The 25994-nt window shown below is 65.7% G+C and carries 25 protein-coding genes and 1 pseudogene; 15 read left to right on the forward strand and 11 right to left on the reverse strand.

The annotated features are described in order from the left end of the window. Positions 1-503: 503 nt before the first annotated feature. The 10 genes from JOF56_RS45650 to JOF56_RS58830 form a co-directional block, all read right to left on the reverse strand. A complete protein-coding gene (locus tag JOF56_RS45650) occupies positions 504-1082 on the reverse strand; it encodes an MGH1-like glycoside hydrolase domain-containing protein (RefSeq protein WP_209645757.1) in 579 nt (192 codons plus the stop codon). After that, positions 1082-1648, reverse strand: coding sequence for an MGH1-like glycoside hydrolase domain-containing protein (locus JOF56_RS60920; RefSeq protein WP_372448316.1), 567 nt, complete (start codon positions 1646-1648; stop codon positions 1082-1084). Before JOF56_RS60920 ends, JOF56_RS45650 begins: the two co-directional genes overlap by 1 nt. Before the next feature lie 137 nt (positions 1649-1785). Further along, entirely contained in the window at positions 1786-2394 is a 609-nt protein-coding gene (locus tag JOF56_RS58820) for a hypothetical protein (RefSeq protein WP_245378672.1), read from the reverse strand. A gap of 304 nt (positions 2395-2698) precedes the next feature. Continuing rightward, a complete protein-coding gene (locus tag JOF56_RS45665) occupies positions 2699-3616 on the reverse strand; it encodes an acetamidase/formamidase family protein (RefSeq protein ID WP_209645759.1) in 918 nt (305 codons plus the stop codon). A 377-nt stretch (positions 3617-3993) separates the two neighbouring features. Further along, positions 3994-5343, reverse strand: a complete 1350-nt coding sequence (locus JOF56_RS45670; RefSeq protein ID WP_209645760.1) for a cytochrome P450 family protein — start codon at positions 5341-5343, stop codon at positions 3994-3996. Between the two features lie 8 nt (positions 5344-5351). Further along, on the reverse strand, positions 5352-5942 hold the full coding sequence (locus JOF56_RS45675; RefSeq protein ID WP_209645761.1) for a GTP-binding protein: 591 nt from the start codon (positions 5940-5942) through the stop codon (positions 5352-5354). Then, positions 5923-6276: a DUF742 domain-containing protein gene (locus JOF56_RS45680; RefSeq protein WP_209645762.1), complete on the reverse strand. Its 354-nt coding sequence runs from the start codon at positions 6274-6276 to the stop codon at positions 5923-5925. Before JOF56_RS45680 ends, JOF56_RS45675 begins: the two co-directional genes overlap by 20 nt. Then, positions 6273-6680 (reverse strand): roadblock/LC7 domain-containing protein, encoded by a 408-nt coding sequence (locus JOF56_RS45685; protein ID WP_209645763.1) that lies wholly within the window; start codon positions 6678-6680, stop codon positions 6273-6275. The genes JOF56_RS45680 and JOF56_RS45685 overlap by 4 nt, the downstream gene beginning before the upstream one ends. Continuing rightward, on the reverse strand, positions 6677-7969 hold the full coding sequence (locus tag JOF56_RS60450; protein WP_209645764.1) for an ATP-binding protein: 1293 nt from the start codon (positions 7967-7969) through the stop codon (positions 6677-6679). Before JOF56_RS60450 ends, JOF56_RS45685 begins: the two co-directional genes overlap by 4 nt. A 242-nt stretch (positions 7970-8211) precedes the next feature. Continuing rightward, entirely contained in the window at positions 8212-8400 is a 189-nt protein-coding gene (locus tag JOF56_RS58830) for a hypothetical protein (RefSeq protein WP_245378673.1), read from the reverse strand. A gap of 121 nt (positions 8401-8521) precedes the next feature. On the opposite strand from JOF56_RS58830, the gene JOF56_RS58835 reads away from it, so the two are divergent. Then, positions 8522-8887, forward strand: coding sequence for a cytochrome P450 (locus tag JOF56_RS58835; protein ID WP_245378674.1), 366 nt, complete (start codon positions 8522-8524; stop codon positions 8885-8887). Here JOF56_RS58835 and JOF56_RS45700 read toward each other — a convergent pair. Next, positions 8861-11158 (reverse strand): LuxR C-terminal-related transcriptional regulator, encoded by a 2298-nt coding sequence (locus JOF56_RS45700; RefSeq protein ID WP_209645765.1) that lies wholly within the window; start codon positions 11156-11158, stop codon positions 8861-8863. The two genes, JOF56_RS58835 and JOF56_RS45700, sit on opposite strands and share 27 nt — an antisense overlap. 294 nt (positions 11159-11452) lie before the next feature. Between JOF56_RS45700 and JOF56_RS45705 the strand changes: the two genes are divergently transcribed. From JOF56_RS45705 to JOF56_RS45765, 14 genes and pseudogenes are all read left to right on the forward strand, one after another. Beyond that, complete coding sequence (locus JOF56_RS45705; protein ID WP_209645766.1) at positions 11453-12880, forward strand: FAD-binding protein; 1428 nt, start codon at positions 11453-11455, stop codon at positions 12878-12880. Between the two features lie 515 nt (positions 12881-13395). Beyond that, positions 13396-13643 (forward strand): annotated as a pseudogene (locus JOF56_RS58840) (helix-turn-helix domain-containing protein); the annotation flags it as partial. Between the two features lie 392 nt (positions 13644-14035). Further along, positions 14036-15826, forward strand: a complete 1791-nt coding sequence (locus JOF56_RS45710; RefSeq protein ID WP_209645767.1) for an eCIS core domain-containing protein — start codon at positions 14036-14038, stop codon at positions 15824-15826. A 379-nt stretch (positions 15827-16205) separates the two neighbouring features. Beyond that, positions 16206-16592 (forward strand): integrase core domain-containing protein, encoded by a 387-nt coding sequence (locus JOF56_RS45715; protein ID WP_209645768.1) that lies wholly within the window; start codon positions 16206-16208, stop codon positions 16590-16592. A gap of 808 nt (positions 16593-17400) precedes the next feature. Then, the gene (locus tag JOF56_RS45720) at positions 17401-18315 is read left to right on the forward strand and encodes a collagen-like domain-containing protein (protein ID WP_209645769.1); all 915 of its coding nucleotides are present in this window, start codon (positions 17401-17403) and stop codon (positions 18313-18315) included. 65 nt (positions 18316-18380) lie between these two features. Beyond that, complete coding sequence (locus JOF56_RS45725; RefSeq protein WP_209645770.1) at positions 18381-19235, forward strand: coiled-coil domain-containing protein; 855 nt, start codon at positions 18381-18383, stop codon at positions 19233-19235. Further along, the gene (locus tag JOF56_RS45730; RefSeq protein ID WP_209645771.1) at positions 19211-19852 is read left to right on the forward strand and encodes a Pvc16 family protein; all 642 of its coding nucleotides are present in this window, start codon (positions 19211-19213) and stop codon (positions 19850-19852) included. Before JOF56_RS45725 ends, JOF56_RS45730 begins: the two co-directional genes overlap by 25 nt. Further along, positions 19853-21442 (forward strand): phage tail sheath family protein, encoded by a 1590-nt coding sequence (locus tag JOF56_RS45735; protein WP_209645772.1) that lies wholly within the window; start codon positions 19853-19855, stop codon positions 21440-21442. A 28-nt stretch (positions 21443-21470) separates the two neighbouring features. Then, positions 21471-21917, forward strand: a complete 447-nt coding sequence (locus JOF56_RS45740) for a phage tail protein (protein WP_209645773.1) — start codon at positions 21471-21473, stop codon at positions 21915-21917. A 1-nt stretch (position 21918) separates the two neighbouring features. Then, positions 21919-23598, forward strand: a complete 1680-nt coding sequence (locus JOF56_RS60455) for a phage tail sheath family protein (RefSeq protein ID WP_209645774.1) — start codon at positions 21919-21921, stop codon at positions 23596-23598. Continuing rightward, complete coding sequence (locus JOF56_RS45750) at positions 23591-24031, forward strand: phage tail protein (protein ID WP_209645775.1); 441 nt, start codon at positions 23591-23593, stop codon at positions 24029-24031. The genes JOF56_RS60455 and JOF56_RS45750 overlap by 8 nt, the downstream gene beginning before the upstream one ends. Before the next feature lie 4 nt (positions 24032-24035). Beyond that, positions 24036-24233 carry a hypothetical protein gene (locus JOF56_RS45755; RefSeq protein ID WP_209645776.1) on the forward strand — a complete coding sequence of 66 codons (198 nt, stop codon included), beginning with the start codon at positions 24036-24038 and terminating at the stop codon, positions 24231-24233. A 5-nt stretch (positions 24234-24238) separates the two neighbouring features. Next, on the forward strand, positions 24239-24922 hold the full coding sequence (locus JOF56_RS45760; protein WP_209645777.1) for a CIS tube protein: 684 nt from the start codon (positions 24239-24241) through the stop codon (positions 24920-24922). Beyond that, complete coding sequence (locus tag JOF56_RS45765; protein ID WP_209645778.1) at positions 24919-25992, forward strand: phage late control D family protein; 1074 nt, start codon at positions 24919-24921, stop codon at positions 25990-25992. The genes JOF56_RS45760 and JOF56_RS45765 overlap by 4 nt, the downstream gene beginning before the upstream one ends. The last annotated feature ends 2 nt before the right edge of the window (positions 25993-25994 follow it).

A 25994-nucleotide genomic window follows, 5' to 3' on the forward strand; every position in this document is an offset into this window, starting at 1 on the left:
TGTGCCGAGTCGTGTCAAGTGCCAGCCAGTCACCGTCCGCGAGATCGCACCAGGACTCAAAGACAGGTTCGACAGATCAGGGGTCTGATAGTGATCAAGCAACAAACATATGATGTCCGGACGTTGCCCAGCGAGACCAGACGGCCCAGAGGTCCCAGGTCATGCCTGTTCCACTATGGACAACCGCCACCGGACTGTTCACGCTCACAGGCCGAACCAGCAGGTAGAGGTTCCGCCTGCCCAAGAGCACGGACAGCGCTCCACGGAAGAGTCGAGTAGCCGCGACTATCAGGCCCGGAAAAACGATCTTCCGGCCCGGGGCGGTAATGTTAGCGCTCACAACTTTCGTTGACTGCCGGTACCGCCGGCGCTACATTGGCTCGAAAGTCAAGGCCGCCGACGAGGTGGTGACCCACTCCGGTCGGACTCCCTGCCGCGGCCATTCGTCAACGATGACGTTGGGGACTTTCGATGCGACAAAACTCCTGCGCCGCGTATCCCGCTCATCCGCTGGCCTGCCGACGCCCAGGCGCACCCTGATCACACCCTGCCCAGCGATCCGGGTGACCACATCGCTCGATCGGCGTCGCCCCACGGGGCGACGCCGGCCGCGATTCCCTTCCATAGTCCGGCTCTCGCTGACTGCCGGACTGCCCACCTTCCCTGCACTGAAGGTCTCCATGAACCCCGTGACGAAGCTCCGTCTCGTCGTGCCGGCCGCCGCGCTCGGAGTCCTCGGCAAGGATCAGATACGCGCTGGCGGTCCACGTGTAGGCGCGATCGCGCAATCCTTCACCGGTGAGGGCGTCGAAGTTCTCAGCGAAGCCCGACTTCTCGCACACAGTACGGAACTGGGCACTGACCCGGTCGGCGAGTTCGACCGCGCCGCCTCGGCGCAGGCCGTCCTCGATCAGCACTGTGGCAGGCGCCCACACGGGCCCTCGCCAGTATCCGTCCGCCTCGTAGTACGGCGATCCGGGCAACTCGGTGGCCAGACCGACCGATGTCAGATGGTCCGCGACCCCGGCACACAACCGATCGAAGACGTCACGGGGAAGGTGCTCACCCCGCACGACTGACATCAGGTCGAGCAGGCTGGTGCTGGCGCGGAGCGTTCACTGGCCACATCACGGCTGAGGAACCGGGTCCCGTCCCACAGATCGGTCAGCATCGTGGTCAGCAATGTCTCGGCGCGCTCGGTCCACTGTGCGGATGGCTCACCCAATTCGGCGGCGAGCGTGGCAAGTTCCTTCATCTGCAGCACGAGAAACGCGGCGAGGTCCGCCGACTGGACGAGGCAGTCGTCGCGGAACACAGTGGAGTTGTCCCAGCCGCTGTCGTTGCCGTGTTCGTAGTACGGGAGTTCGTGGCCGGGCGGCCGGCGGTGATCCAGCCAGAAGGACGTCCACGCCGCGAGTTGCCGATAGGCCCGCGCTGGATCAGGTATCCCGTACGCGAGACGCTCGCGCAGCCGGGTGGTGGGACAGCGGCGGTTGGAACACCTTCCACAGTGGACGGGCCAGACTCGCCGCAGGCGACTTCGACGCCGACGGCCGCACCGACCTGGCCGCGCTCTACGAAACGACCACCCCCACCGCCAAGATCCACCTGTTCCGCACCAACGCCACAGCGAACGGCTTCCAGGCACCGAACCTGGCCACCCCCGCCATGCCCTGCGCTGGATATCGGTGCCACGTGTTACAAGCCCAGTGCCGTAGTCAACGAAACCGATACGCCGCTTGACCTACAACGATGACTTTCGAGCGGTACAGGACGCGACGTGGGTCAGAACTTGATGTGCAGGTCGCCGACGTGCCAGGTCCCGTTGTGCTTCTTCAGTTCCAGGCTGACGCTGAACGATTCGACGTTGCCGGTCGCGCCGATGAGCGCGAGCTCGTGCAACGTGCGGCCGTCAACGCTGATAGCAGTGTCCGCCACCGTGACGGTATCGCCTTGGGGTGCCACGCCGGTCGCCTCGACCTTCGCCTGCGGCGGCAACTTGACACCGGGCTTGGCCCAGGCTTCGTGCAGCGACTCCAATGTCTTCTTCGCTTCGGGACCGTTGCACACAGTCTCGGCGTCCTGATCCGGCGCCATCGCGGGCGCACTCGCCAGGCATGCCTCAGTGTAGCGCTTCTGCAAAATCTGGGTGACCCAGGACTCAACCGCGGCAGCCGGGCTGTCCGCCGGAGCGTTGGCGCTGCTGGATTTGCTCGTGGCACTCGGCGGAGGCGCGGTTGGACTGGTGCCGCCGCTGGGTGCTGCGGTGCTCGTCCCCGCAACGCTCGAGCCGCACGCGGCCAAGCCGAACGCCATCGCAGGCACCAGGACAGCCAGGCAGGCCGATTCGAGCCACCGCGGGTTCGCTGTCGAAACAATGCCCTTGTGTCGCATGGAAACTCCTTGGGATCAGCATGGATACGAGCTGAACGTATCCATGCCGTTCCCTGACAGGTGTGGCGGCATGCCGGTCACTAATCCGACGGATGTACTCGAGTCGACGGCTCTGGATTCGGTTGGCGACAGGGTTTTCCCAGTCACGGTCCTTGCCGGGAGGAATCAGCCGGGTGAGGGCCGGGCCACTGAGGTGAATCGGCGCGTGGCTGAAACTCGCCACGTTCGGCCAGAAACGTGGGTATCTCGGCGTATCTGCGTACGACAATGTCCTCAGTCCCGCCGCCGGTCAGAGCTCCATGACTCAGGTGATCGCCCCGTGTGCCAGTACGGCATGGACGCCCCATGTCTCGTTCACAACCTGCGTGATGCGCAGGTCCACGACCGAACTGGCCAGTGCCGTTGCTGTGCCCCTGTCAAGGTCGTACAGATACTGCATCCACGTCACCATCGCGGCGAGGGCTTCCGCCATCGCCGCGTTGAGGTCTGCGTCGAACCCGAAAGTGATACGCCCGCTGGGAGTTACGGCGTGCAGGCCGGAGATCGGAGCATCAGTGACGATGTCGAGCGTCACCTCCGTCGTCATAGGACATTCGATCGCGGTGCCGGATACCTCGCCATCGCCCTGCGCAGCATGGCCATCGCCGAGGTGCAGCAGCGCGCCGGGTACGGTGACCGGCAGGAACAATGTCGCCCCCGCAGTCAGGTCACGGCAGTCGATGTTCCCACCACCAGCGGCTCGTGGCGGGATCGTGGAGTGGCCCGGTTCATTCGGCGGCATGCCGATCACGCCGAGGAACGGGGAGGTCTGTACGATGTGGCCGCGGTCGCTGGTGGCGGTCCCAAGGTCCGCGTCGATCTCCCATAGCAGCCAGGAAGGTGCTCCGGTGAGACCGAGCGCGCGGTTCAGCGCGTTGTTTTTGGCACCGGCGACGGTCCAGCCCCAGTCAGCCGGGTTGACCGAAACAATGTGGACCGCGAGCACATTCCCCGGTTCCGCATCGCGCACTTCGATGGGACCGGTGAGGCAGTGGCCGCGCTGCCCGTCGAACATCGTCGGCCGCTGCTCCCCTGGTGAGCGTTGCCGTTCCAGGAACCCAGCCGCGTCGAGCGATCGCGCGACAACGGTGTCGCCTGGGTCCACGGTCAACACAGGCGGCGCGCTACGGTCGAACACATCTGTCGTGAACCCGGACTCGGGATGCAGTTCGTGAACGGTCACGCCGATTCCTTGTTCTTGCTCTGAACCTGATCCGGCTGGACGCCTGGCTGACCGGCACGCCACGCGACCGACGAGCCAGCCATCTCACCAGGCTTGATCCGGGTCTCGCCGCATAACCAAATTAAGCAACAGAGTCTCACAGGGCTCGCGCAGTCCGTGTGCCTTAGCTTGCCAGTGCTCGGTCCATGCTTCGCTGAGCAGAGCACGAACGATCAGCTCAGCCGTTTCCGCTGCGGCTTTTCAAGTTGGGTCGGCTGGCCAAGCACGAGCACGTGGTCATGAGCGAGACGTGTGAGCAGGCAACTGGACAGCCGTACCCCCAGGGACGGCCGCCCAGCGCGGCGTGGCGGAAGCGAGGTAGTGACAGCACATTGATTTCACTCGCCGTGCCACCACGACACCAACCTTGCCCAGAGACGTTTGCCTGTTCGACGACGAGGTGCGGCGGAGGCGGAGGTCGACGCGACGGTTGCCGTGGCCGGTATGGTTGGGGTGTTGACGAGTGCGGGTACGGCCACTCGCGGGAACCGCACCGGCAGAGCGGTGAGCGCCCGGTGAAATGGTCCCTCGCGCCACGTGAGTTCGTCGACGAGAACGGCCAGTTCCATGCCGGGCAACCGGTCCAGAATCCGCTCGACGGCGTTAGTCGCGATCAGCCTGGCCATCTCCTGTGCGGGACAGGCGTGGCGACCGGCGCTCCAGGCCAGATGGGCACGGTTGCGCATCTTCGTGGGGTCGCCCAGGGCTGGGTCGGTGTTGGCCGCCGCGAAGCTGATCACTACCGGCTGGTGTGCGGGGAGGATGGTGCCCTCGAATTCGACATCGTGTGTGGGGAAGACGGTTCCGTAGTTGGAGATGGGCGGGAGGTGCCACAGCACGTGGTCGAGTGCTTGATCAACCGGTACGGTCCCGCCGTAGAGGTCGCCCGCGAAGCGTTCGTCGGACAGCATGAGCAGCAACGCGTTGGTGATCAGGTTCGCTTCGGGTTCGCCCCCGGCGCCCATGACGACCAGGACCTGATGCATCAGCTCGGGCTCGGTCAACTGCGCCTCATCGGCGAGCATCCAGGACAGGACGTCGTCGCCGGGCTGGTCGCGCTTGAGGGTGATCAGCCTGTGCAGCACTTCCTCGAGCATGGCGTTGGTCTGCTCGGCGTTGCCGCCGTCGAAGATCGCGTTCGTGCCGGCCATCAGTTTGTCGGCGAGGTCCTGGGGACAGCCGAACATGTGCGTGAAGACGCGCAAGGCCAGCGGCATGGCGTACTCGGTGAGCAGGTTGGCGTGGCCGCGGCCGCCGAGCTGGCTGATGATCGCTTCCGCTGTCTGTCGCGTGTAGACGGCAAGTTCGTGGCGATCCACTTTGGCCAGTGACCGGGTGACGGCCCCACGCAGCCGGTCATGCTGAAGGCCGTCGGCGAACATGCAGTTCGGCCGGTACATCATGGCCGCAGCGATGTTGCTGTTCGGGTCGATGCCCTGCTGCCAGTGGCGGGGATCCTTGCGGAATGTGACGGAATCCTGCAGTACCCGCAAGGCCGCCGCGTAGCCGGTGACCAGCATGGCCGGCACACCGGGCGCCAGCTCGACGAGCGCGGCCGGGCCGTGGCGGCGTAGGTCATCATAGACAACAGCGGGGTTCTGGGCGAATTTCGAGTCGTAGAGTGGAATGCGGTCATGTGCGGGACAGCCCGGAGGCGGAGACGCGGGACCGCCGAGGGTGGGTTGCACGTGGACTCCTACTTGTCAGGGGTGAGGATGTGCGCGACCAGGGCGGCGAGCGCACTCGCCGACGAATGGAGATCCCGCGCGTCGCAGGTGACCAGCGGGGTGTCCGGCAGCAGGTCGAGTGCTTCGCGCAGCTCTTGATCGGCGAAGGTCCGCGACTCTGGAAAATGGTTGACCGCCACGGCATAGGGCAGCGACATGCCTTCCAGGCGCTCCATCACCTCGAACGACTGGTCCAGACGGCGAGTGTCAGCGAGGACCAGCGCGCCGAGCGCCCCCTGTGCCATGAGTTCCAGCATTGGCTGGAACCGGCTCTGGCCGGGTGTGCCGAACATGTAGAGCACGATCTCGTCAGTCAGGGTGCGTCGGCCGAAGTCCATCCCGACGGTGGTCGTGGTCTTGCCGGGAACCCCGCTCAGGTCGTCGACGGGCACACTTGCCTGCGACATGACCTCCTCGGTGCGCAGGGGCGTGATCTCCGACATCGTCGACACCAGGGTGGTTTTGCCAACGCCGAAGGGGCCGGTGATGAGAATCTTCACGGCCTGTTGCACGCCGCTGGGCAGGTAGGCCACGCCGGTCTCAGAGACGCTGGAGCGCATGGAGCACCTCCTCGAGGACTTCGCGGGTGGGCGGTGCTGTACGTGCGCGTGGCGACGTGGTGGTGATGTGGCCGGTGTCAACGAGGTCGCCCAGCAGCACCTTGGTCACGCCGACGGGAAGCGCGAGGTGGGCGGCGACCTCGGCCACGGACAGCAGTCCGCCCAGACATAGCCGTACCAGCCGTGCCTTCTCCGGAGTCAGGCCGTCGAAGTTGTTGCGCACAGCACTGATCAGGGTGATGTGGTGGAAATCGTCGCGGCTGGGTGTACCCCGCCCGTCGGTTACCACGTAGGGCCGCACCAGCGCTTCGTCACGCCGACGCGGGTTAGTCACGCGCTGCTGCCTATGTCCTGCCTGGGTTCGCTTGCCAGCTCCTCGCCGACCCGCTGCACCAGCTCCGCCAGCTTCAGTGTCAGGTCACCCAGGCTCACCTCTGGCGTGGTGATAAAGCCCAGCCTCGTATTCAGCGCTGCCGGGGCGAGCACGACGTAACCACTGTTGTACTCGATTACGCTTTGCTGCCAGCCGAAATAGTGCTCGCCGTCCTGCCGTGCCAATGCCGCCTGTGCGGTCAGGCTGGCCGCCAGTCGCTCCGCCTCGTCGCGATGAAGCCCTGTGGAGTACGCCTTGAGTAGACCGTCGTCGGTGAACAGGACTCCATGCTTGACGCCTGAGACGCCCTGCAGGGTTCTATCGAGCAGAAAGCCGAGCCTGTTGTCGGTTATGGGTCGAGTCACGACTCGACAATCCTTTCGTCGTCGCTCCACGTCGCATGGCCACGGTTCGCAGCAGCGGCGTCCTGCCAGCCTGCGATGTTGTCCGCGCTTGCCTGCACTGAACGGTGAGCAGCGGGTTGGGGGTAGAGGGAGCGAGAAGCCGCCGCAGGAGCCACGAGGGCGGAGGGCTCCCTGCGGCGGCGGATCGGGAGGCCGTTCGGCGTGCGTTCGACGACCGCCGCATCGACCGCGGGAGCGGCGGCCTGCGTTGGCGGCGGCACCGCTGGCACCGGACGGCGACCATGGTGGTCCTCTGTCGTTGTGTGGGAGACCAGCATCTCGTTGGGGACGAACACCACCGCGCGGACACCTCCGTAGGGGGAGCTTGTGTCCACCGACACCTTGAAGCGGTACTGCTTGGCCAGTGCACCGCACACGGGCAGCCCGATCTGCGCCGGGTTGCCCAGCTCGCTGATCTTCACCGAGGCGCCGCGGGTCAGGAGGGAGGTCGCCCGCGTGACCTGGTCCGGCGTCATGCCGATACCGGCATCGTCGATCACGATCGCGATCCCGTTGGAAGCCTGCTGCACGTCCACTCGCACGCTGGCTTCGGAGAAGCTGGCGGCGTTGTCGAGTAGTTCGGCCACGGCCAGCACGACTGGCTCAACGCAGCTGCCCTTGACCGCAGCGGCAGCTCGGGAGGTGACTTCCACGCGCTGGTAGTCGCGGATCCGCGACGTGGCACCTCGTACGACATCGACGATGTCCGCGGCCATGGAGCGTTGAGTGCCTGGCCAGGAGTCACCCAACACGGCGAGTGTTTGCGCGCGGCGGCTCAACTGGGCGTTGGCGTGATCGATGACCAGAAGGCCTTCCAGTACCTCCGGGTCGTCGTGCTTGTGTTGCATGTCCGAAATCGCGGCCTGCTGGTGAGCCGCGAGGCTCTGCACCCTGCGGGCGGTTGCGAGAATCGCGGACCTAGCCTGCTCATCGGCCCGGCGCAGCGCGGTCGACTCGTAGTTCGTGGCCATGTCCATCAAGCCGTTCAGCAACTGTCCGAATCGGGTGCTCTCCAGCTGCGGGTACAACGGAGGTGGCACCTCGCCCTGTTTGCCGCCAACGGACTCGACCACAGCGGGTATGCGCGCCCTGCCCAGATGCTCAAGCTCGCCGTCGCGCTGTTCGACAGCCTGGCGTGCGGCGATGAGATGACCCCGCAACCGGGTGCTGACGTGTCGCTGCCGGACCAGCAGGACGAGAAGTATCAACACCGCGGGCAAGCCCACCACGATCACCAGCGATGTCGGCACGCACAGCTCCATTTGTCGTAATCGGTGGCGGGGGTCAAATCCTCGTGGTGGGCTCGGTCGCGCACTAGAGCAGAACCCGCACAGTTACCCGCGAACCCGCAACGGCCGGCCGCGAACCTGCAATCGGCGACAGGTCACTACCAGTCACAAATCCGGTAGCGCTCGGCCGGTCAGGTGGTCTTGCGAATGTGTGCCTGCCGATCCGATGTGGCCTTCGTGGTCGCCGTGCGATCGCCGCCGGCTCACTGCCCCCGGAGCGGGCGCGATCCGCCGCTGAGCACTACCTGGCGTTCCTGCGGGAACAGGTACACGAGCGCCGAGGCCGGAGCGGAGACGACGTACTCACTCAAGTGATCAACTCCACTATCGGTGACCAGGCCACCGAACTGCAACTGGTGAAGTTCGCGTTCCTGATGGTCGCGGCCGGCCACCTGACCACCGCGGACACGATCGCCAACACGTTGCTGGTGCTGGCACGCGACGAGGAACTACGCCGACGGATTGTCACCGACCCCACCCTGATCCCTGACCTGATCGAGGAATCGGTGCGTTATGAGTCGTCGGTCGCGGCGACCGGCCGCACGGTCCTGGCATCAACCACGCTGGCAGGCGTCGCATTGCACCCCGGCGACAGGCTCCTGCTGGCCTGGGGGGTCGTGTACCCGCGACGAGAAGCACGTCACCGATGCCGACCAGTTCCGGCTCGAGCGCGATCAGGGAAGGCACCTTGCCTGGGGCGCGGGCGCGCACCGGTGCCTGGGCCAGCACCTGGCGCGCGTCGAACTGGGTGTGGTGATCCGGGAAGTCCTGGAGGCGATGCCCGACCACCGACTCGCACTCGCACCCGGCCAGCAGATAGAGACCACCTACGGGGTAATACGCGGAGTGCGGTCACTGCCCGTCACGTGGACTCCCTGACCGCTGCGCTTGCACCCAGGCGGCCAGCGCGGGCCGACGGCGGACGCCCACTTTGTCGTACAGCTTTTGGACTACATTCTCGATGGTCCGTGGCGATAGGTTGAGCTTGGCGGCGATCTCCGGGGTCGTCCGACCGTCGCCGATGAGCAGCGCCACGTCCTGCTCACGCGGGGTCAGGATGTCGAGACTGTTCTTCAGGACAACCGGGCGCTTCGCTCCGGCAAGGAACTCCTGGGGGTTGCTCCGGGCAAGGGCTGCGCCGCGTTCGCAGGCCGCTGTGTAGACCGCCTCGCCGAGAACGCTCACCATCGAGGTTCTGGCCTTGTCCCGTTGCCTGCGCATCGGGGCCAAACCGCCGATGTAGATGCCGTTGTCCTTCTGCAGCTGCTCGGCGCCGCCCTGCAGCTCGACCGCCCGCTGCGCCGCCTCACCGTCGAGTTGGAGCTGGATGACCAGCGCCGCCGTCGCCCAGCTCAAGCCTTCCACCGACCAGATCGTTCCCCATCGCTCCTGCAGGGTGATCTGCCGGTCCAGCGCGTCCTGCATCAGGGAGATGGCGGTGAACGGATCGCCGTGCAGCAGCGGGGTGACGCCTTTCGCCCACAGCGCCCAGCTCACCGCCCACTCGGCACCGCTTTCCTCGGCGTGGGCCAGACATCGTTCAGCGAGCACAGCGTCGGCAGGCGTGCCGACGAGCCCTCCGGCGATGGCCGCCAGCAGCTCAGCCATCCCCTGGTCGCCCCGGAAGCCCGGCCCTGCCTGGGCGAACAGGTCGCAGGCCCGCTTCAGCAGCGGGATCGACTGCGTGGAATCGTCGCAGAACAGGGCGTGCGAACCGGCGAAGAAGGTCAGTGCAGGAGCCTCGGGCACACCTGCCTGCTCGGCCATGTCACGGCAGAGATCCAGGTATTTGGCCGATCCGGCTTGATCACCTTGGCACAGCAGGTTGAACCCCAGCAACGCCGTCACACTGATGCGTTCGGGCCCTACCGGCAGATCAGCGAGATCCAGCATGTATTGCAACAGCTCGGTGCCGTCACCGAGCATTCCGAAGAAGAACCACGCCCGCACGCGGGTCAGGTTGAACCACGTTTCCAGACCGAAGTGGACGGTGTCCGGTGCGGTGGCGCAATAGTTCACCGCAGCGCGGAAGTCGTACAGATTGTCCCGGATCTGGTTCAGCAACCGGACCTCGTCGCGACTGAACCAGGACACCGCCGCGTTCGCAGCCATCGCCCGGAAGTACGCGCAATGCGCTCTGCGGGTCCGGTCATCGTCGCCGCAGGCGGCCAACTGGCGCAGTCCGTACTCGCGGATCGGCCGTAGTTGCAGGTAACGGCCGCTCTTGGTGGTGGTGACCCAGGACTGCTGCACCAGCTCGCCTACCAGGTCGACCACGTCTTCGAGCGCGATGTCGCCGCCGGTGCACACCGCTTCCGCCGCATCGAGATCGAAGCTGCCACTGAAGACGCTGATGCGCGCCAACAGCAGCTGCTCCTTGGGGGAACAGAGATTCCACGACCAGTCCAGGACGTCGTGCAGCGTCTTGTGATGCGGCTGCACGCGGCGGCTCTGACGGCCAGTGGCGGCGCTGAGCAGGCGGCCGCCGTTGAGGCGTTCGAGGACCATGGCGGGTGTCAGGCCGCTGCCGAGCCGGACCGCGATGAACTCCAGTACCAGTGGCAGGCCCGACGACCAGCGCGCCAGCTCGTCGGCGGCCTCGTCGGCGGCGATGTCACCGGTGGAGTTGCCGGCGGCGTGCATGCGGTCCATCAGCAGGATCATTGCCTCGGACCGTCCATTGTGGTCTGTGGCCTCGACCGACAGGGGCGGAACCTGCAACACGCGCTCCCCGGACACACCGAGGTAGGACCGGCTGGTGGCCAGGAGCCGCAGCCGGGGCACGTCCTCGATGAGCGCGCCGGCGAGCTCGGCGACGTCCTCCCACAAGTGTTCGCAGTTGTCCAGGATGAGCAGCACGTCACCGCGGCCGCGCAAGTGCTCGACGAGCGTGTCGTAGGCCGGGCGGGCTGAGTAGTCCACCATTCCCAGCGCGGCGGCGATCTCCCGCTCCACCACCCCGGCGGCGTCGACTTTCGCGAGCAGCACCACGGCGACCGTGCCGAAGTTGTCGCGGTGGCGTCGCTCCAGCTCAGCGGCCAGACGTGACTTTCCCACGCCGCCCGGGCCGACCAGGGTGACCAGCCGGGATCCGCGCAGCAGATCCAGCAGTTCCGCCAGTAGGTGGTCGCGTCCGACAAAACTGGTCACCCCAGTCGCGAGCCTTTCAGATCGGCCCGGAACGCCGCTGACCATGCCCTCCCCTGTCGCAATCGCACCCGTACAACCACTCACCCTGCTATCTGGTCACAGGGGTCCATTATCCGCAGGCCCGCAACCGCCGTTGCAATTACCTACCTGTCACGGCGAACCTGCAACAACTACTCAGCCCCAGTACCCGCAAATCTGCGGGTTTTGCGCATAGAACAGCCGCAGGCGCCTTGCGACAATTGATCGATTCGCGGCAGCTGTCCACCACACCCCCTGCGCAACGGAGGCCTTGTCATGGACCAGCCCTCGGTCAGGTTCGACGCATCGCGCCGCCGGTGGGTGCGCCGGCATGAAACCACCGACAGTGCCCCTGTTCCACCACTCGAGGGTGAACTCATCCTGTCCGACGAAGTCCTCGACGCAGCCGGCCGCGACCTCGGCAACATCGTGTTCGGTCGCCCGGGAGCGGTGCTGCGGCCAGCATCGTCCGCCGACATCGCCGCCATGATGAAGTTTTGCGCCCGCCACGGCATCGCCGTGGCGGCCCGCGGTGCTGCCCACACCACCCACGGCCAGGGTCTGGCCCCCGGCGGACTCGTCATCGACATGACCGCGCTCACCACGATCCACACCATTGGAACCGACCACACCGAGGTCGATGCCGGTGTGATGTGGCGAGACCTCGTCGAGGCAGCCGCGGAGCAAGGGCTGCGTTTCCCCGCGCTGACCGGCTACCTGAGGCTGACGGTCGGCGGCACGCTGAGCGTCGGTGGGGTCAGTCCCGCCTACCGAGTAGGCGGCCAGGTCGACCGGGTACGCGAGCTCGAGGTGGTCACCGGGACCGGGCAGATCGTGCGCTGCGGACCTGATGCGCACACCGATCTGTTCCACGCGGCGCTGGCCGGCCTCGGCCAGGTCGGCATCATCACCCGAGCCGTGATCGACCTGGTCCCCGCTCTGCCCTTCGTCCGTACCTACCTGCTCGACTACACCAGCAGCGATGCCGCGTTCGACGCGATGCGCACGCTGCTCATTCGGCGCGAAGTCGACGAACTGTTCTGCATGATCCTTCCACCGACAGCTACTACCCCGCCGGTCTACCAACTCCACGTGCACCAGTTTCACGACGCAAACACCTCGCCCGACGACAAGCATCTCCTGCGCGCACTGCCAGCGCCCGCCGACAGGCAGCAGATCGACGAGGACTACGTCCAGCAGGTGACCACCTACGACGCGTTCTTCGACGCCCTGAGCGCACAGGGCTGGGACGATTGCGTCAAGCCGTGGTTCGACGTGTTTCTGCCAGACAAGACGGTGCAGGCCTATGTGGCGCAGGTGGTCTCGCAACTCACCGAAGAGGACTGGAGCCCGGGCGTCGGCTTCGTGCTGGCCTTCCCCCACGAAACCAGCGCATTCCACTCGCCGAGGCTGCGCATTCCCGAGGATGACCATTACGTCTGGCTGTTCGACATCCTGGGCGCGTCGAAGAACGTGGGCCCTGATCCAGAATTCGCGACACGAATGCTCGAACGCAACCGCATGCTATTCGAGACAGCACGATCTATCGGTGGCGTACGCTACCCCATCGGTTCGCAGGCCTTCGACAATCACGCCTGGGAAGACCACTATGGAGCTACGTGGCCCGACGTCACCGCCGCCAAAAAACGTTACGATCCGACTGGAATCCTGACCCCTGGGCCTGCCATATCGACTCTATCCTAGCCGCTTGATGTTTCCCGATCGACCTATTCGACTGGTGGCGTACCCAGAACTGGAACGCGATCCGCACGGCGGTGTCGGGCAACCTATAGACGGTCGTCGAATCAGCCATGCATCGGAAAGCTGCAGCCGGCGACGATCGCCCCACATGTGACTACCTTGTGTAAGACCTTTCCTGTTGTCACGTGACGAGAGCCCTTCGGTCATCATGGCTCTGCAACGGACTTCGGGTTGGCTGGGAACGACAGCGCCGTTTCGCCGGCTGCAACACTGCCGGATAGCCGGAGTATCCGTGGCCGAGGTCATAGTGCAGCCAGGGTTCACAGGCGGCGGCTTGGCCGGACGTGACCGCGTCGCGGTCGACGAGGACCTCGATGTTGCGGATGTTCCAGTGCTCCTTGGGATAGCTGGGGAATAGGCGTAGACACCCTCATTTTCCCAGTCCAGGAGCACTTTTCTCTGTCTGACACGCTCCAGCGTCAAGATCGCGGTGAATACTCAGGGCCAGTGATCGGTTCTTCCCTGAACAGGTTCTGGCCACCGTGCTCCACCTCCGACTCGACCTGCCCGCAGAGCCTCTCGCCGTGCTGTTAGGCAGCAGCAGAGCCGCAGTGCACCACACCTTCCACAAGATCAAGCACCTACTCGACCAGTACGGGACAGCCACCCCGCCCGCAGCCTCCCACCCGCCGCGCTCACCGCGCTCACCGCTCGCGTCCTCGAACACGACAACCGCCCCACGCGCAAGATCAAATCAGCATGGTGATTCTCTGCAAGCCCTCAGCGACGAATCCCACTCATCCGGGCGTCGATTCAATGGGGTCCAGGGCTCGCGATCTTGACGCCATAGATCGGATGATATCGGTGATGGGGCCACCCCGAGATTGTTCGCTCGGCGCAGCGGTCAACGAATAGGATTCGACGATGAGGACCAGGAAACAGCAGGATTCCCAGGGCGTCGCGGTTCACCTCCGCGGCCGCGCCCCGAACCCCGCGGCGACGTCACCAGGACGGGATGAGCCCGGCAGGGGTGTGTCTCGTGCGGTAGCCGGCCTCGTGCTCGGCAGGAAGCCATCGACGACGCACCTCGGCCGGTCCACGCCCTCCCGTGGCGAGGCCGACGGCCAGCCGTCCGGAACGGCGGCGGGGGTGCACGCCGTGCTTCGTGAACCCGGATCGCCGTTGCGGCCACAACTGCGCGCGGATATGGAGTCCCGCCTCGACGCGGACCTGTCCACCGTTCGGCTGCACGCCGGCGCCCTCGCCCATGCGGCCGCGCAAGCGGTCCAGGCCCAGGCGTTCACCGCTGGAGAGCACATCGTCTTCCAGCGATCCGCATACGCCCCTGCCACCGCCGCGGGGCGGCGCACCCTCGCCCATGAGCTGACCCATGTACTTCAGCAGCGGTCCGGAACGGTGGGCGGCACCGACAGTGGCACCGGTCTGCGCGTCTCCGATCCGGGTGACGCATTCGAGTTGGCGGCAGAGGCCAATGTCGATCGAGTCATGTCCGGCCTCTCGCCGACCGTGCGAGGTGAAGCCAAAGCTCTGGCCCACAACGAGGGGGCGATCCAGCGCGTCACCACGGACGACGAGAACGGCGGGAGCGACCCGGCCGGGATCGAGGCGAAGGCACGTCTCAAGGCGAGCATCACCAAGAAACGGCGAAACGGGCCCGAGGGCGACGCGAAAACTCCGGAGAAGTCGTCCGCGAGCACAATCAAGAAAATTCTGGAAAAGCGATTGAAGGTCGGCCCCCTGTTCAGCGACGACGATCTGGACGACATCGAAGTTCTTTCGGCCAGTCCGACTTACCCGAAGTGGCTGACCGACGCCGGGATAGACACTTCGGAAGCGGCCCGCGAGTATCTGAACAAAAAGGATTATCTACAATGGCACCCACTACCCGCCGGAAAGAAGATACTCATCGCAACCTTGCAATGGAAGGGTGTCCGTCGTCAAGACGCCAATCTAACGCCAACTGATCCTGCCTATATTCTCGGTCGCCACCTCGCGCTCAAGGGCGGCACGTTGGGTGAAGATGAGCGGAAGGAAGTCGAACGGGAGCGTGATGAGCAGATCCGGGACATGTTCGTGCGCACGATCGATGCATCATTGACCGAGCCGGCGGCGACCGTGAAAAAATCCGATTGGGAGAAGAACAAACGTGCGACCGACATTCTGACCCGAGTGTTTCACATACTTCGACACGGCCTGCAGGTGTGGCGGGAACAGGGTGACGGCGCGCCGGGCCACGTCGACTACAAGGAAGGTGATGTCGCGCGGGCCCTGGCTCACGGAGGCCGGGTCACTATCAGAATCCCCAGCCTGACCGCCGAGCAGACCGGCCATGAACTCACCGACTGGCTGGGACTCACCTCGGACGGAAAGGGACGCGAGGACGAGAAGCGCGGGTTCGCCACGCACCGGGTGGACATAGGTGACGGGAGGTTCGAGGAGAAGGGCGGGATGTTCGCCTCGCTGATCAACGTGGTCAAACGTGACGCGGAGATCTATGGACTGAACTTGGCTGCCGGCGGCCTTGGGCAGCTCGACTTCAACGGCGCGGTGATTCTTCCGGATGGCTCGCATGGCCACATGCTCATGGTATACCAGAAGCCGACGGCGACCAAAGAAGGCTCGCTCATGGTCGGAATCGAGACCGTTGGTCCGGGAGCCAAAAGCCCAGTCGGCTACGTCCATAACTGGCGTTCGAGCGAGAAGACCGCGAACCCGGTATCCAGCATGCTCGGACACAAGGAAGACAAGATCGCGGGCGGGAAGTTGAAGAACAACAGGATGCTGGTCGAACTCGGCCGCTTCCCCGGCGGATGGGAGAATTTTCTGACGGGCATTGCCGAGAAATGGGATAGCGATCTGAAAGCGGCGAAAGACAACGAGCAAAAAAGGCGGGAGTTGCTCAGGAAGCTCGTCGGCCCACGTGAGTGAGCCCGATGGTATCGCAGCCATAGCCACACGTACACGCTGACCCACGGCAGGATCGACAGAATATCCGAGAATCCCATAAATGACTGTCCTGGTCGAGAATGCGGCCACCTGGTTGACCCCTGGGCGATCGTGACGTCTGATGGTCGGCTGTCGTGTCTGTTCGTCTGGTCTATTGGCTCTTCGGTCAGGTGCTGTCCTGGCTTGTCCTGCTCGCCCGCCAGGTCGCCCACCGATCAGCGACGAGCTGGCCAGCCTGATCGTGCGCTTAGCGAGGGAGAACCGAACCTGGGGCGCGGTTCGTATCCAGGTGAGCTGCGTCGAGATCAAGACACGCAGGGTCCACCTACTCGGCATTACCGATCATCCGACTGCGAACTGGATGGTTCAGGTAGCCCGCGGACTTGCCAGCGACCTGGAGGAGGCCGGGCACCGATTCAGATACCTGATTCGCGACCGCGATGCGAAGTTCGGTACCGCCTTCGACGCGATCTTCGCCTCCATCGGCATCCAGGTCGTGCTCACCGCACCACAGACCCCGCGGATGAACGCCTTCGCTGAACGCTGGATCGGCTCCGTCCGCCGAGAGTGCACCGACCGGATCCTCGTCACCAGAGAAAGGCACTTACGCCACGTGCTCGACGTCTACGTCGCCCATTACAACGCCGGGCGCAGCCACCAAGGTGACGGGATGCATCTGCGTGCTCCCGACGATGCACCGAACATGATCCCATTCCCGGCACGGATCGACACGATCCGCCGCCGGTAGTGTCTCGGCGGACTGCTCAACGAATACCCGACCTGCCGCGTGAAGTCCAGGCCAGAACCGGTAACCGAGTTTTCGACCAGCACAGGATGAACGCCTGATGTTCCTGCGGTGCTCGGTGATACCTGGTTTGCACTGTGCCGACGCCCCGCCATTGTTTTCGGCTGACCATCGTCTACCCTCCGATATCCGACAGCTGCGTCACAACAGATCACGCGTACAGCGGTGATCGCCATGCTCTCGGGCGATAACCGCTCGGATGCACGACGTGCTACCACTAAATAGCCTACCGGTCATAACAGTAAGTGTCCGGAGGGGCTCAAGTTCCACCTTTTGTGGCGGCCTTACCACCCAGTGGGCTGCCCGGAAAGTGGGCTATTCGGGTGAACGCTACGCTTAGCCTTAAAGGGTGAACCGATTGTGATCACGAATTGTTTGCGCCAGTATCGACGGTAGCCCGTAATGAGGGCTCACACGTTCCCAGAAAATGTGCTTGCTGATACGCAATGTTCGTGCGTCCCTTGTGGAAGGGAAATCCGCGATGACAACCGCGCAAACGCTCCATGCCATTTTCACTCCAGCCAGAGTCGAACCGGGTTCACGCGTACGGATCACCATTGACGGACTTCCGTCCGACGTCGACTCGGTAAGCATTTTCTCTGCCGCCATCGACGGCGGGGAAGTGCGGGACCTCACTGCGACCGCCGACCCGGACGGCGCGGTCACGGCTTCTGCCGATATCACTGTCGGGGCCGACGTGTCACCAGGCGAACACAGCATCGAGGTGCGCAGGGGCGGACCGGATGGTGACGTGCTCGGCAATGTCGCTCTCACGGTGAGCGAGCCATCCGGTGGCGTGGCCGGACCGGACCCCGATGAGGACATGAATCATTCGCAGAGGGGTCCGAAGGGCGACAAAGGCGACCCCGGCCCAAAGGGCGACAAGGGAGACCGTGGCGACAAAGGTGACAAGGGCGACCCCGGGCCCAAGGGCGACAAGGGAGATCACGGCGAGAAGGGCGACAAGGGGGAACGCGGCGACAAAGGCGATACCGGACCCAAGGGCGACCAGGGGTCGAAGGGTGACCCCGGGCTGCAGGGCACCCGTGGTCCGAAGGGAGACATCGGCCCGAAGGGTGACCCCGGCGACAAGGGTGTGGCCGGCGACAAAGGCGATCCCGGCGTCAAGGGCGACCCGGGAGACAAGGGAGAACCGGGGGCGGACGGTCATATCGGCCCGAAAGGTGATGCTGGCGCCAAGGGCGACCCGGGGGGCAAGGGTGATCCCGGGCCGAAGGGCGATTCGGGCGAGAAAGGCGACAAGGGCGATAAAGGAGACCCAGGGCCGAAGGGTGACAGCGGCGACAAGGGTGAACCCGGGCCGAGGGGTGACAAGGGAGACAAGGGCGATCCGGGGAAGGACGGCGCCTCCGCGCTGCCCGTCCTCGTGGACGACTACAAGATCTCGGCCAAGGACTTGAGCAACCACAAGATCAATACGATCTGGTCGAGGAACGTTTTCGTCGACAACCTCAGTTCGAGGACGGTTCTGCTGTCCTCCAAGGAGGCCGAGTCGATCGCCCACGACTATCTCGCAGCCGTCGAAGTGGCCGGTTATGAGCGGTTCAACGGCGGATTCACAATTTTCTTCCGCAAGGTGGCCGAACCGGCCTGGTCCGAAAAGGACGGCGATGTGCTGGTGCGCACCGTCTGCTACTCCTTGTAGATCTTCCGGCTCGGCGACCGAGTTCGATGAACATCCGTGCCGATTCTCCAACCCGAAGGCTGGCCATGGCGGACGACACCAACGACAACAACACAAACCCTTCCGACGATCCGGACACCGTGCTGCGCGAGCTGAAGAAGCAGGCCGAATACGGAAAACTGTTCGCCGCGACGCTCACCAAGGACGCGGCGGCGATTGAAGGTGCCGTCAAGGAGTTGAACAAGAACCGCGACGACATCGACAAGAACGAGAAAGCCTACGCCGCTGGCGACTTCCTGAAGAAGTTCGCCGACCTACGGTCCCGCGTCGACGACAAATGGCCCTGTCTCCGGCGGGTGCTGGAGGACAAGGCCGATCTCGCCGACCTGGTCATCCGCACCTACCGGGACGACATCCTCCAGGCACGGGCGAAGCTGGAGGAGATCACCGAACACCTGACGGCGGCCCAACGGGAACTGGCGCTGCGCACGCGGGAACTCGCCGACAAGCAGGAGTACCTCAACAGCTTGATGAACCTGCCGGCTGCTCTGGCGACGCAGTTGACCACCCTGACCGCCTTGGACAAGAAGGTGCAGGACGCTTCACAAGATCCCCTACGGACCTTCGAGGCGTACGCCACGGCGGACGAGATCATCCGGCAGTTCGAGGAAGAACTGTTCATACCGACGACGGACGAGTTCCACAAGCTCGTGTTCGCCAAATGGGGCGACGTGGTCCGTACCCAGCGGGCGCTCGCGAAAGCCCAGAACAAGGTGTCCACGCTCACCGGTGAGCAGAGCACGGCCGAGCAGACGGTGGCCGACCTGACCAAGGACCGGATCGCCGAGTTGCTGCGTCGCTGGACGGCGGCACTGCTGCGGGCGGCCACCCAATCGGCGGACGAAGAGGTGCCGGAGTGGGCCACGTCCACCTCGCCCTGAACATGGTCAGCCGTGCGTTGCGCGAGGTGCTCACCGAGGGACTCCGCACCGACCCGGAGGTGAACGCGCTCGCAACGAGAGGCGTCGTGTTCACCAATCCGGCCGACACAGCCAAGGACACGCCGGGATGTCTTTCGATGTGGCTGTACCGGGTTGTGGAGAACGGCTACCTGCGTAACGTCCCCGTCGAGGAGCCGCCGGGGACGACAGCCCGCCGGCAGCCGCCGCTCGCCTTGGACCTGCACTACCTGCTGACCCCGTTCGCCTCTGCGGCAGAGAACGACCAGATCCTGCTGAGCTGCTCGATGCAACGGTTGCACGACAACCCGATCGTGTACGTCCATGACCCCGTCGCGCACACGGTCGACGAGATCAGGGTCGTCCTTGGTCGCCAGGACCAAGCCGAGTCGGTCGGGATCTGGGAAGCGTTGCACACCCCGTACCGGCTGTCGGTCACGTACGTGGTGCGGGTGGTGCGGATCGACAGCACCCGCGTTGACGACACCGCACTGATCGTCGACGTGAGAACGATCTATGCGTCGCTGTACCCGGGGGACGCGACGGGGCCTCTGGAAACCATCGAGCGTCATTACATCCCGCAGAACAGAGGAGGGTAGATGCCCGAGTACCTTTCTCCCGGCACCTACGTCGAAGAGCTGCCCAGCGACGTGCTCCCGATCCAGGGGGTGAGCACCAGCACGGCGGGCTTCGCCGGCCTGACCGAACGCGGGCCGACCCACGCCACGCTGGTCACCTCATGGCCCGAGTACCAGCGTTGGTACGGCGGCATTCTCGACCCGGCCCAGTCGTACCTGCCGATCGCGGTGCAGGGTTTCTTCACCAACGGCGGCCAGCGGCTGTTCGTGGCCCGAGTCGTGGCACAGTCGGCAACGGCCACGACCGCGACGCTCACCCTGCCCGCCGACGGCGACGCCGCGCCGACTGTCACAGCGGCCGGTCCGGGTGGCTGGGGTGGGCGGGTGTACGTCAGGGTCATCCCGGCCACCAGAAACACCAACGGATTCCGGCTGCAGGTGGCCTACTACCGGGGCAAGCCGCCAGACCCCTTCGACCCGGTCAAGTCCCCTCCGACAGTGTCCGAGGACTACGACGAACTCGGCGCGGACCCCCACGCGGGGCGGTACGCGGCGGGCGTGGTCAACGCCGCCTCCCACCTCATCTCACTGGCCTGGCCGCCGGGCAGAACCCCCTCCCCGCCCAGCCAGGGCGATTGGACCCCACTCGCGGTCGATGCCGACGACCCCTCAGTGAAGCCGACCGCCAGTGACTTCCAGGGACAGGACGGGGCGGACGGAGGTGCGCCCACCGGGCTGGAGGCACTGGCCGCCGTGGACGAGGTGGCCATCCTCGCGGTGCCCGACGCGGTGAACACCGCGCTGATCACCGACGACGCCGAGCGCGGGACCATCGTCGGCAACGTCCTCGACCAGTGCGAGAAGCTGAAGGACCGGTTCGCGATCCTCGACGTCGGGCCGGGCGAGGCGGACGTCGCCAAGATCGCCACCAAGTACGTCGGCCGCCGGTCGGACTATGCCGCCATCTACTACCCGCATCTGCGGATACTCGACCCGGCCACCCGTGCGCCGATCCTGGTGCCGCCCAGCGGGTTCGTCGCCGGTATCTACGCCAACAACGACGTCAGCCGGGGCGTGCACAAGGCACCGGCGAACTACCAGGTACAGGGAATCCTCACCCGGGACGTGCAGCCGGGCGTCGGACCGCTGGAGTTCGCGATCTCCAAGGGACAGCACGACATCCTCAACCCGCAGGGCGTCAACGTGATCCGGGACTTCAGGGCCACCGGGCAGGGGATCAGGGTGTGGGGCGCCAGGACGATCGCCAGCCAGCCGGACTGGACCTACATCAACGTCCGCAGGCTGTTCACCTATGTCGAGGAGTCGGTGGAACGCAGCCTGCAGTGGGTGGTGTTCGAACCGAACTCGGAACCCACCTGGGCCAGGCTGCGCCGGACGGTCGACACCTTCCTGGAACAGGTGTGGCGGGACGGCGCGCTGATGGGCAGCACCCGGCAGGCGGCCTACTTCGTCCGGTGCGACAACTCGACCATGTCGGCCGACGACATCCTCAACGGCCGTCTGATCTGCCTGATCGGCCTCGCCGCGGTCCGCCCGGCGGAATTCGTGGTGCTGCGGTTCTCGCAGAAGACCATCGAGGCCACCGCCTGATCCCGGCCAATCACCTGGAGGAACGACCATGGCACAGACCGGAACGCGAGTGGATCCGTTCGCGGCGTTCAACTTCACCCTCGACATCGACGGACTTGCCGGCTCACACGGCTTCTCGGAGTGCAGTGGTGCCAACACCGAGCAGGACGTCATCGAGTATCGCGAGGGCAACATGGACTTCAGTGTGATCAAGTTGCCCGGGTTGAAGAAGTTCGGCGACATCACCCTGAAACGGGGGTTCACCACCAACCGGGAACTGTGGGAGTGGCGGCGCACGGTTCTGGAAGGCACGGTCGTGCGCCGCACCGGCCACATCGTGCTCAACGACGAGGCCGGCAAGCCCGCGCTGCGCTGGAAGTTCACCAACGCGTGGCCCAAGCAGTACTCCGCACCGCAGTTGACCGGCACCGCGACCGAGGTGGCGGTCGAGGAACTGGTGCTGGTCGTGGAGAGCTTCGAGCTGGAAGCGGCATAGCGTGCACGGCGACTCGACCACCTCCGTGCGGCCAGACCCGTCTGGCAGGCACCACTCCCCCGGTGTCCAGATGGAATGGCTGGACACCGCCCCGCAGGGCCGCACGGTCGTGCCGACCGACGTTGCCGGTTTCGTCGGTGTAGCCGAGCGCGGGCCGCTGCACAGTGCGGTTCGGGTCGACGGATTCGGCCAGTTCCAAGGGGTGTTCGGTGCTCCACTCCGGTACGCCTATCTCGCGTCCGCGGTGGAGGCGTTCTTCGCCAACGGCGGCAACCGGTGCTGGGTCGTCCGGGTCGCCAACCCGGACGACGCCATCGCCGCCAGCGCCGCGGTGATGGTCGGGGAAGCCCGTGTCCCGTTGATGGTGACGGCCGGCAATCCGGGAACCTGGGGCAACAAGATCGAATGCCACGTGCGGCCGGCGCTGGGCGGGACCTTCTCACTGGAACTGCGCTGCGGTGGCGTTCGTGAGACGTGGCGTGGCTTGGCGAGCACCCCGGACCACCCGGTGGGCCGGGATCCGATCGCCGTGCTCAACGACCCGGTGACGGGATCACGTTTGGTGACAGTGCGGTGGTGGGCCGACGACACGGTCCACACGGTCGGCGTCGTCGGGCATCCGCTGGGTTATTCCGCCGACGGCGTACTGCTCACCGGCGGCGCGGACGGCCTGGCCGGTCTCCGTCCCGAGCATTTCGGTGCGGAGCAGGCCCGCTGGGGAGTGGAGGCGCTTGACTTGGTCGACGAGGTCTCCATGGTGAGCGTGCCCGACTGCTTCTCACCGCCAGTGCAGTGGGGTGACGTGGCCAAGCCACGGCCCTGCGCCCCGAAGTCCACAGTGGACCGGATGGGGCTTGGGCCGCCACGCGCGGTGTTCGATCCCGAGGAGGCGGCCCGGGTGCAGCAGGCCGTGGTCTGGCACTGCGAACGACGAGGTGACCGGGTCGCGCTGTTGGATGCTCCTCGCGACGGCGCGGACGGCCTTTTCGCGGGTACGGCTGACGCAATCGCGTGGCGTGCCCGGTTCACCTCGTCCTACGCCGCTCTCTATCACCCCTGGATCGTGCTCCCCGACCGTACACCGAGTGAACGGACGCTCATCCCACCCAGCGGCCATGTCGCTGGTCTCTGTGCATTGGGTGACAACACGATCGGAGTGCATAAGGCCCCGGCTGGACACGCCCTACAGCTGGCCATCGACACCGCCGTCGACCTGGACGAGGTGGAGCACGGCGACCTCAACCACGCGGGGGTCAACGTGGTCAGGGCGGTTCGGGGTGTGCGCGTGCTCGGCAACCGGACGATGACCGAGCAGGGTTCGTGGCTGGGGCAGTTGAACGTGCGACGGCTGCTGCTGGCTTTGGAGGAGCAGATCGCGGTCGAGACCGCGTGGACCGTGTTCGAGGCCAACGGGCCCAGCTTGTGCGACGAGCTGGAACGTCTGGTGCGCAACGTCCTTGAAGACGCGAGGCGGCGAGGACTGCTGGCCGGGGCGACACCGGACGAGGCGTACTCGGTGCACTGCGACGAGTCGGTCAATCCGCCCGCGGACCTCGCCGAGGGACGGATCGCCTGCCTGATCGGGATTCGGCCACCACCACCGGCGGAGTTCCTGGTGGTCCGGATGGTCCGCACGCCGGCCGGAGTACTGGCCGAACAGCCGGGAGGCGAGCATGTCTGAGCTGGGCACCCGGACTTATCCGTTCCTCGGTTTCCGCTTCGAGGTCCGGCTGGACGCCCTCACGGTCGGCGGGTTCAGCGAGTGCGGCGGCCTGCGGCTGCACACCGAGATCCAGGACTTCACCGAGGGCGGGTTGAACACCCACGTGCACAAGCTGCCGGTCCGGATCACACAAAGCGACATCACGCTGCGGCGCGGGGTGGCCGACCGGGTGCTGTGGGACTGGTACGCCGAACTGGCGGGCGGAATCGTCCGCCGCCGTGGTGGCGCGATCTTGGTGCGCGATCCGGGTGGTACCGACGTGGTGGCCGAATGGCGGTTCTCCCGGGCCCTGCCGGTGACCTGGATCGGACCGGAGCTCGACGCGGCACAGAGCCGCGTCGCGGTGGAGACCGTCGAACTGGCCCATGAGGGTCTTGAGCGGAGGAGATGACGTCGTGCCGCTGCACATCGAGAGTCTGACCAGCCAGGTGCGCACCCAACCCGACAGTCCTTCGTGGACGAACGAGGACCTTGACCGGATCGCGGACCTGGTGGCCGCCCGGCTGGACCGCAGGCGGCGGGCCGCCGCGCTGCTGGCCGAGGCCACCGACCTGTGGCCGGATGCCGGTGGCCGCCGGTCGAGTGCGGACTGAAGCCGATGGCCCTGACCAAGATTCACTTCGAGGTGCTGGACAAGGCTGCCGTCGACCGCGCCCGTGGCCTGCTCGACCAGTTCGACGCCCAGTTCAACCCGGCCGACTACACGCTCGCCAAGGGCGCCCAGTTCGCCGAGATCGGCATTCCCGGGGTGGACTCGCCGATTCTCCAGTTCGTCCGGGGCGACACCGAGCGGCTGACCCTGGAGCTGCTGTTCGACACCACCGAGTCCGGCATGGGTGACAAGGCGCTCGACGTGACCACCCTGACCAGGCACGTCTACCAGCTGGTCAAGATCCAGCCGGCGACCCATGCCGCTCCCCGGTTCCGGGTCACCTGGGGCAAGGGCCTGTCGTTCACCGCCGTCGCCGAGCAGGTGCAGCAGCGCTTCACCCTGTTCAGCCCGGCCGGCATCCCGTTGCGGGCCACGGTGACGCTGACCATGCGGGAGTACAAGTCGCTGGAGACCCAACTCGCCGAACTGAAGCTCCAGTCCCCGGACCACACCAAGATCCGGGTCGTTGCCAGGGGCGACACACTTGCCGCCGTCGCGGCCGAGGCGTACGACGACCCGCGGCAGTGGCGGGCGATCGCCGACGCCAATCCCGGTGTGGATCCGAGGCGGCCGGAACCGGGCACGCTGCTGGAGATCCCCCCGCTCCCGCTGGGCCAGGCGGCCTCATGAGCACCAGCCAGGTGATCTACCAGGGCCAGGACTTCTACGTCCCGGCGTTCGAGGTCAACCCGCCAGGCAAGCGGATGCCGCGCGACGTGCTGCACGACGTGCTGGACGTGACCTACCGCGATGGGATCGGCGAGGTCGACAGCTTCTCGATCACCGTGAACAACTGGGACAGTGCCAAACGGACGTTCAAGTACAGCGAGACCAGCACCTTCCTGCCAGGCAAGAAGCTGGACCTGTGGGTCGGCTACCGCGGCAAGGGCGCGCTGAGCCGGCTGATGACCGGTGAGATCACCGCGATGCGGCCGAGTTTCCCGGCATCCGGCCGGCCGACGCTGGTGGTGACCGTGCTCAACCTGCTGCATCGGTTGCGCGACAAGCAGAACATCGCCGTGTACGAGAACAAGACCGCCAGTCAGATCGCCAAGCAGGTCGCCGACCAGATCGGGGTACCGATCCACACCGCGCCTTCGGACGAGCAGCCGTATCCGTACCTGTTGCAGAAAAACGAATACGACGTGCTGTTCCTGATGCGGCTGGCCGCGCGGGCCGGTTACGACCTGTGGGTGGACGAGGACCTCTCCGGGGGAAAACCAGTGCTGCACTTCGAGCCGTCGGCCGCGGCCGGCCGGGTCGACTACCGGTTGACCTGGGGCAAGTCGCTGATCGAGTTCGAGCCGACGCTGAACACCGCGCGGCAGGTCGACGAGGTGGTGGTATGGGCGTGGGACCGCAGGCGCAAGAAGCAGATCACCGCAACCGCGAAACGCGGGTCCTCCGGCGACCCGGCGGTGCGGAAGGCGTTCAACGGGCGGGGCGAGGTGGTGTACGCGGTGGTCGCCAGCGAACAGGAAGCGCACCGGATCGCCAAGGACCGGCTCGCCGAGATCGGGAACAGCATGATCCAGGCCACCGGGTCCACGGTCGGCCTGCCGGGCCTGCGGGCCGGCCGCAAGGTGCGCATCGACGGCGTCGGGCCCCGGTTCGACGGCACCTACTTCGTCACGGGCACCCAGCACTCGCTGGGTGACTCCGGCTACCGCACCTCTTTCGACTGCCGCCGAGAGGACTGAGG

The organism is Kibdelosporangium banguiense (genome assembly GCF_017876405.1).
Lineage (GTDB): Bacteria > Actinomycetota > Actinomycetes > Mycobacteriales > Pseudonocardiaceae > Kibdelosporangium > Kibdelosporangium banguiense.

Excerpts from the sequence above, each read along its gene's own strand:
- JOF56_RS45715 (WP_209645768.1), top strand. The coding sequence starts at position 16,206 with ATGGTTCAGGTAGCCCGCGGACTTGCCAGCGACCTGGAGGAGGCCGGG.
- JOF56_RS45750 (WP_209645775.1), top strand. The coding sequence starts at position 23,591 with ATGTCTGAGCTGGGCACCCGGACTTATCCGTTCCTCGGTTTCCGCTTC.
- JOF56_RS58820 (WP_245378672.1), bottom strand. The coding sequence starts at position 2,394 with ATGCGACACAAGGGCATTGTTTCGACAGCGAACCCGCGGTGGCTCGAA.
- JOF56_RS45740 (WP_209645773.1), top strand. The coding sequence starts at position 21,471 with ATGGCACAGACCGGAACGCGAGTGGATCCGTTCGCGGCGTTCAACTTC.
- JOF56_RS45735 (WP_209645772.1), top strand. The coding sequence starts at position 19,853 with ATGCCCGAGTACCTTTCTCCCGGCACCTACGTCGAAGAGCTGCCCAGC.
- JOF56_RS58835 (WP_245378674.1), top strand. The coding sequence starts at position 8,522 with ATGAGTCGTCGGTCGCGGCGACCGGCCGCACGGTCCTGGCATCAACCA.
- JOF56_RS45675 (WP_209645761.1), bottom strand. The coding sequence starts at position 5,942 with ATGCGCTCCAGCGTCTCTGAGACCGGCGTGGCCTACCTGCCCAGCGGC.
- JOF56_RS45760 (WP_209645777.1), top strand. The coding sequence starts at position 24,239 with ATGGCCCTGACCAAGATTCACTTCGAGGTGCTGGACAAGGCTGCCGTC.
- JOF56_RS45725 (WP_209645770.1), top strand. The coding sequence starts at position 18,381 with ATGGCGGACGACACCAACGACAACAACACAAACCCTTCCGACGATCCG.
- JOF56_RS45650 (WP_209645757.1), bottom strand. The coding sequence starts at position 1,082 with ATGTCAGTCGTGCGGGGTGAGCACCTTCCCCGTGACGTCTTCGATCGG.
- JOF56_RS45765 (WP_209645778.1), top strand. The coding sequence starts at position 24,919 with ATGAGCACCAGCCAGGTGATCTACCAGGGCCAGGACTTCTACGTCCCG.
- JOF56_RS45705 (WP_209645766.1), top strand. The coding sequence starts at position 11,453 with ATGGACCAGCCCTCGGTCAGGTTCGACGCATCGCGCCGCCGGTGGGTG.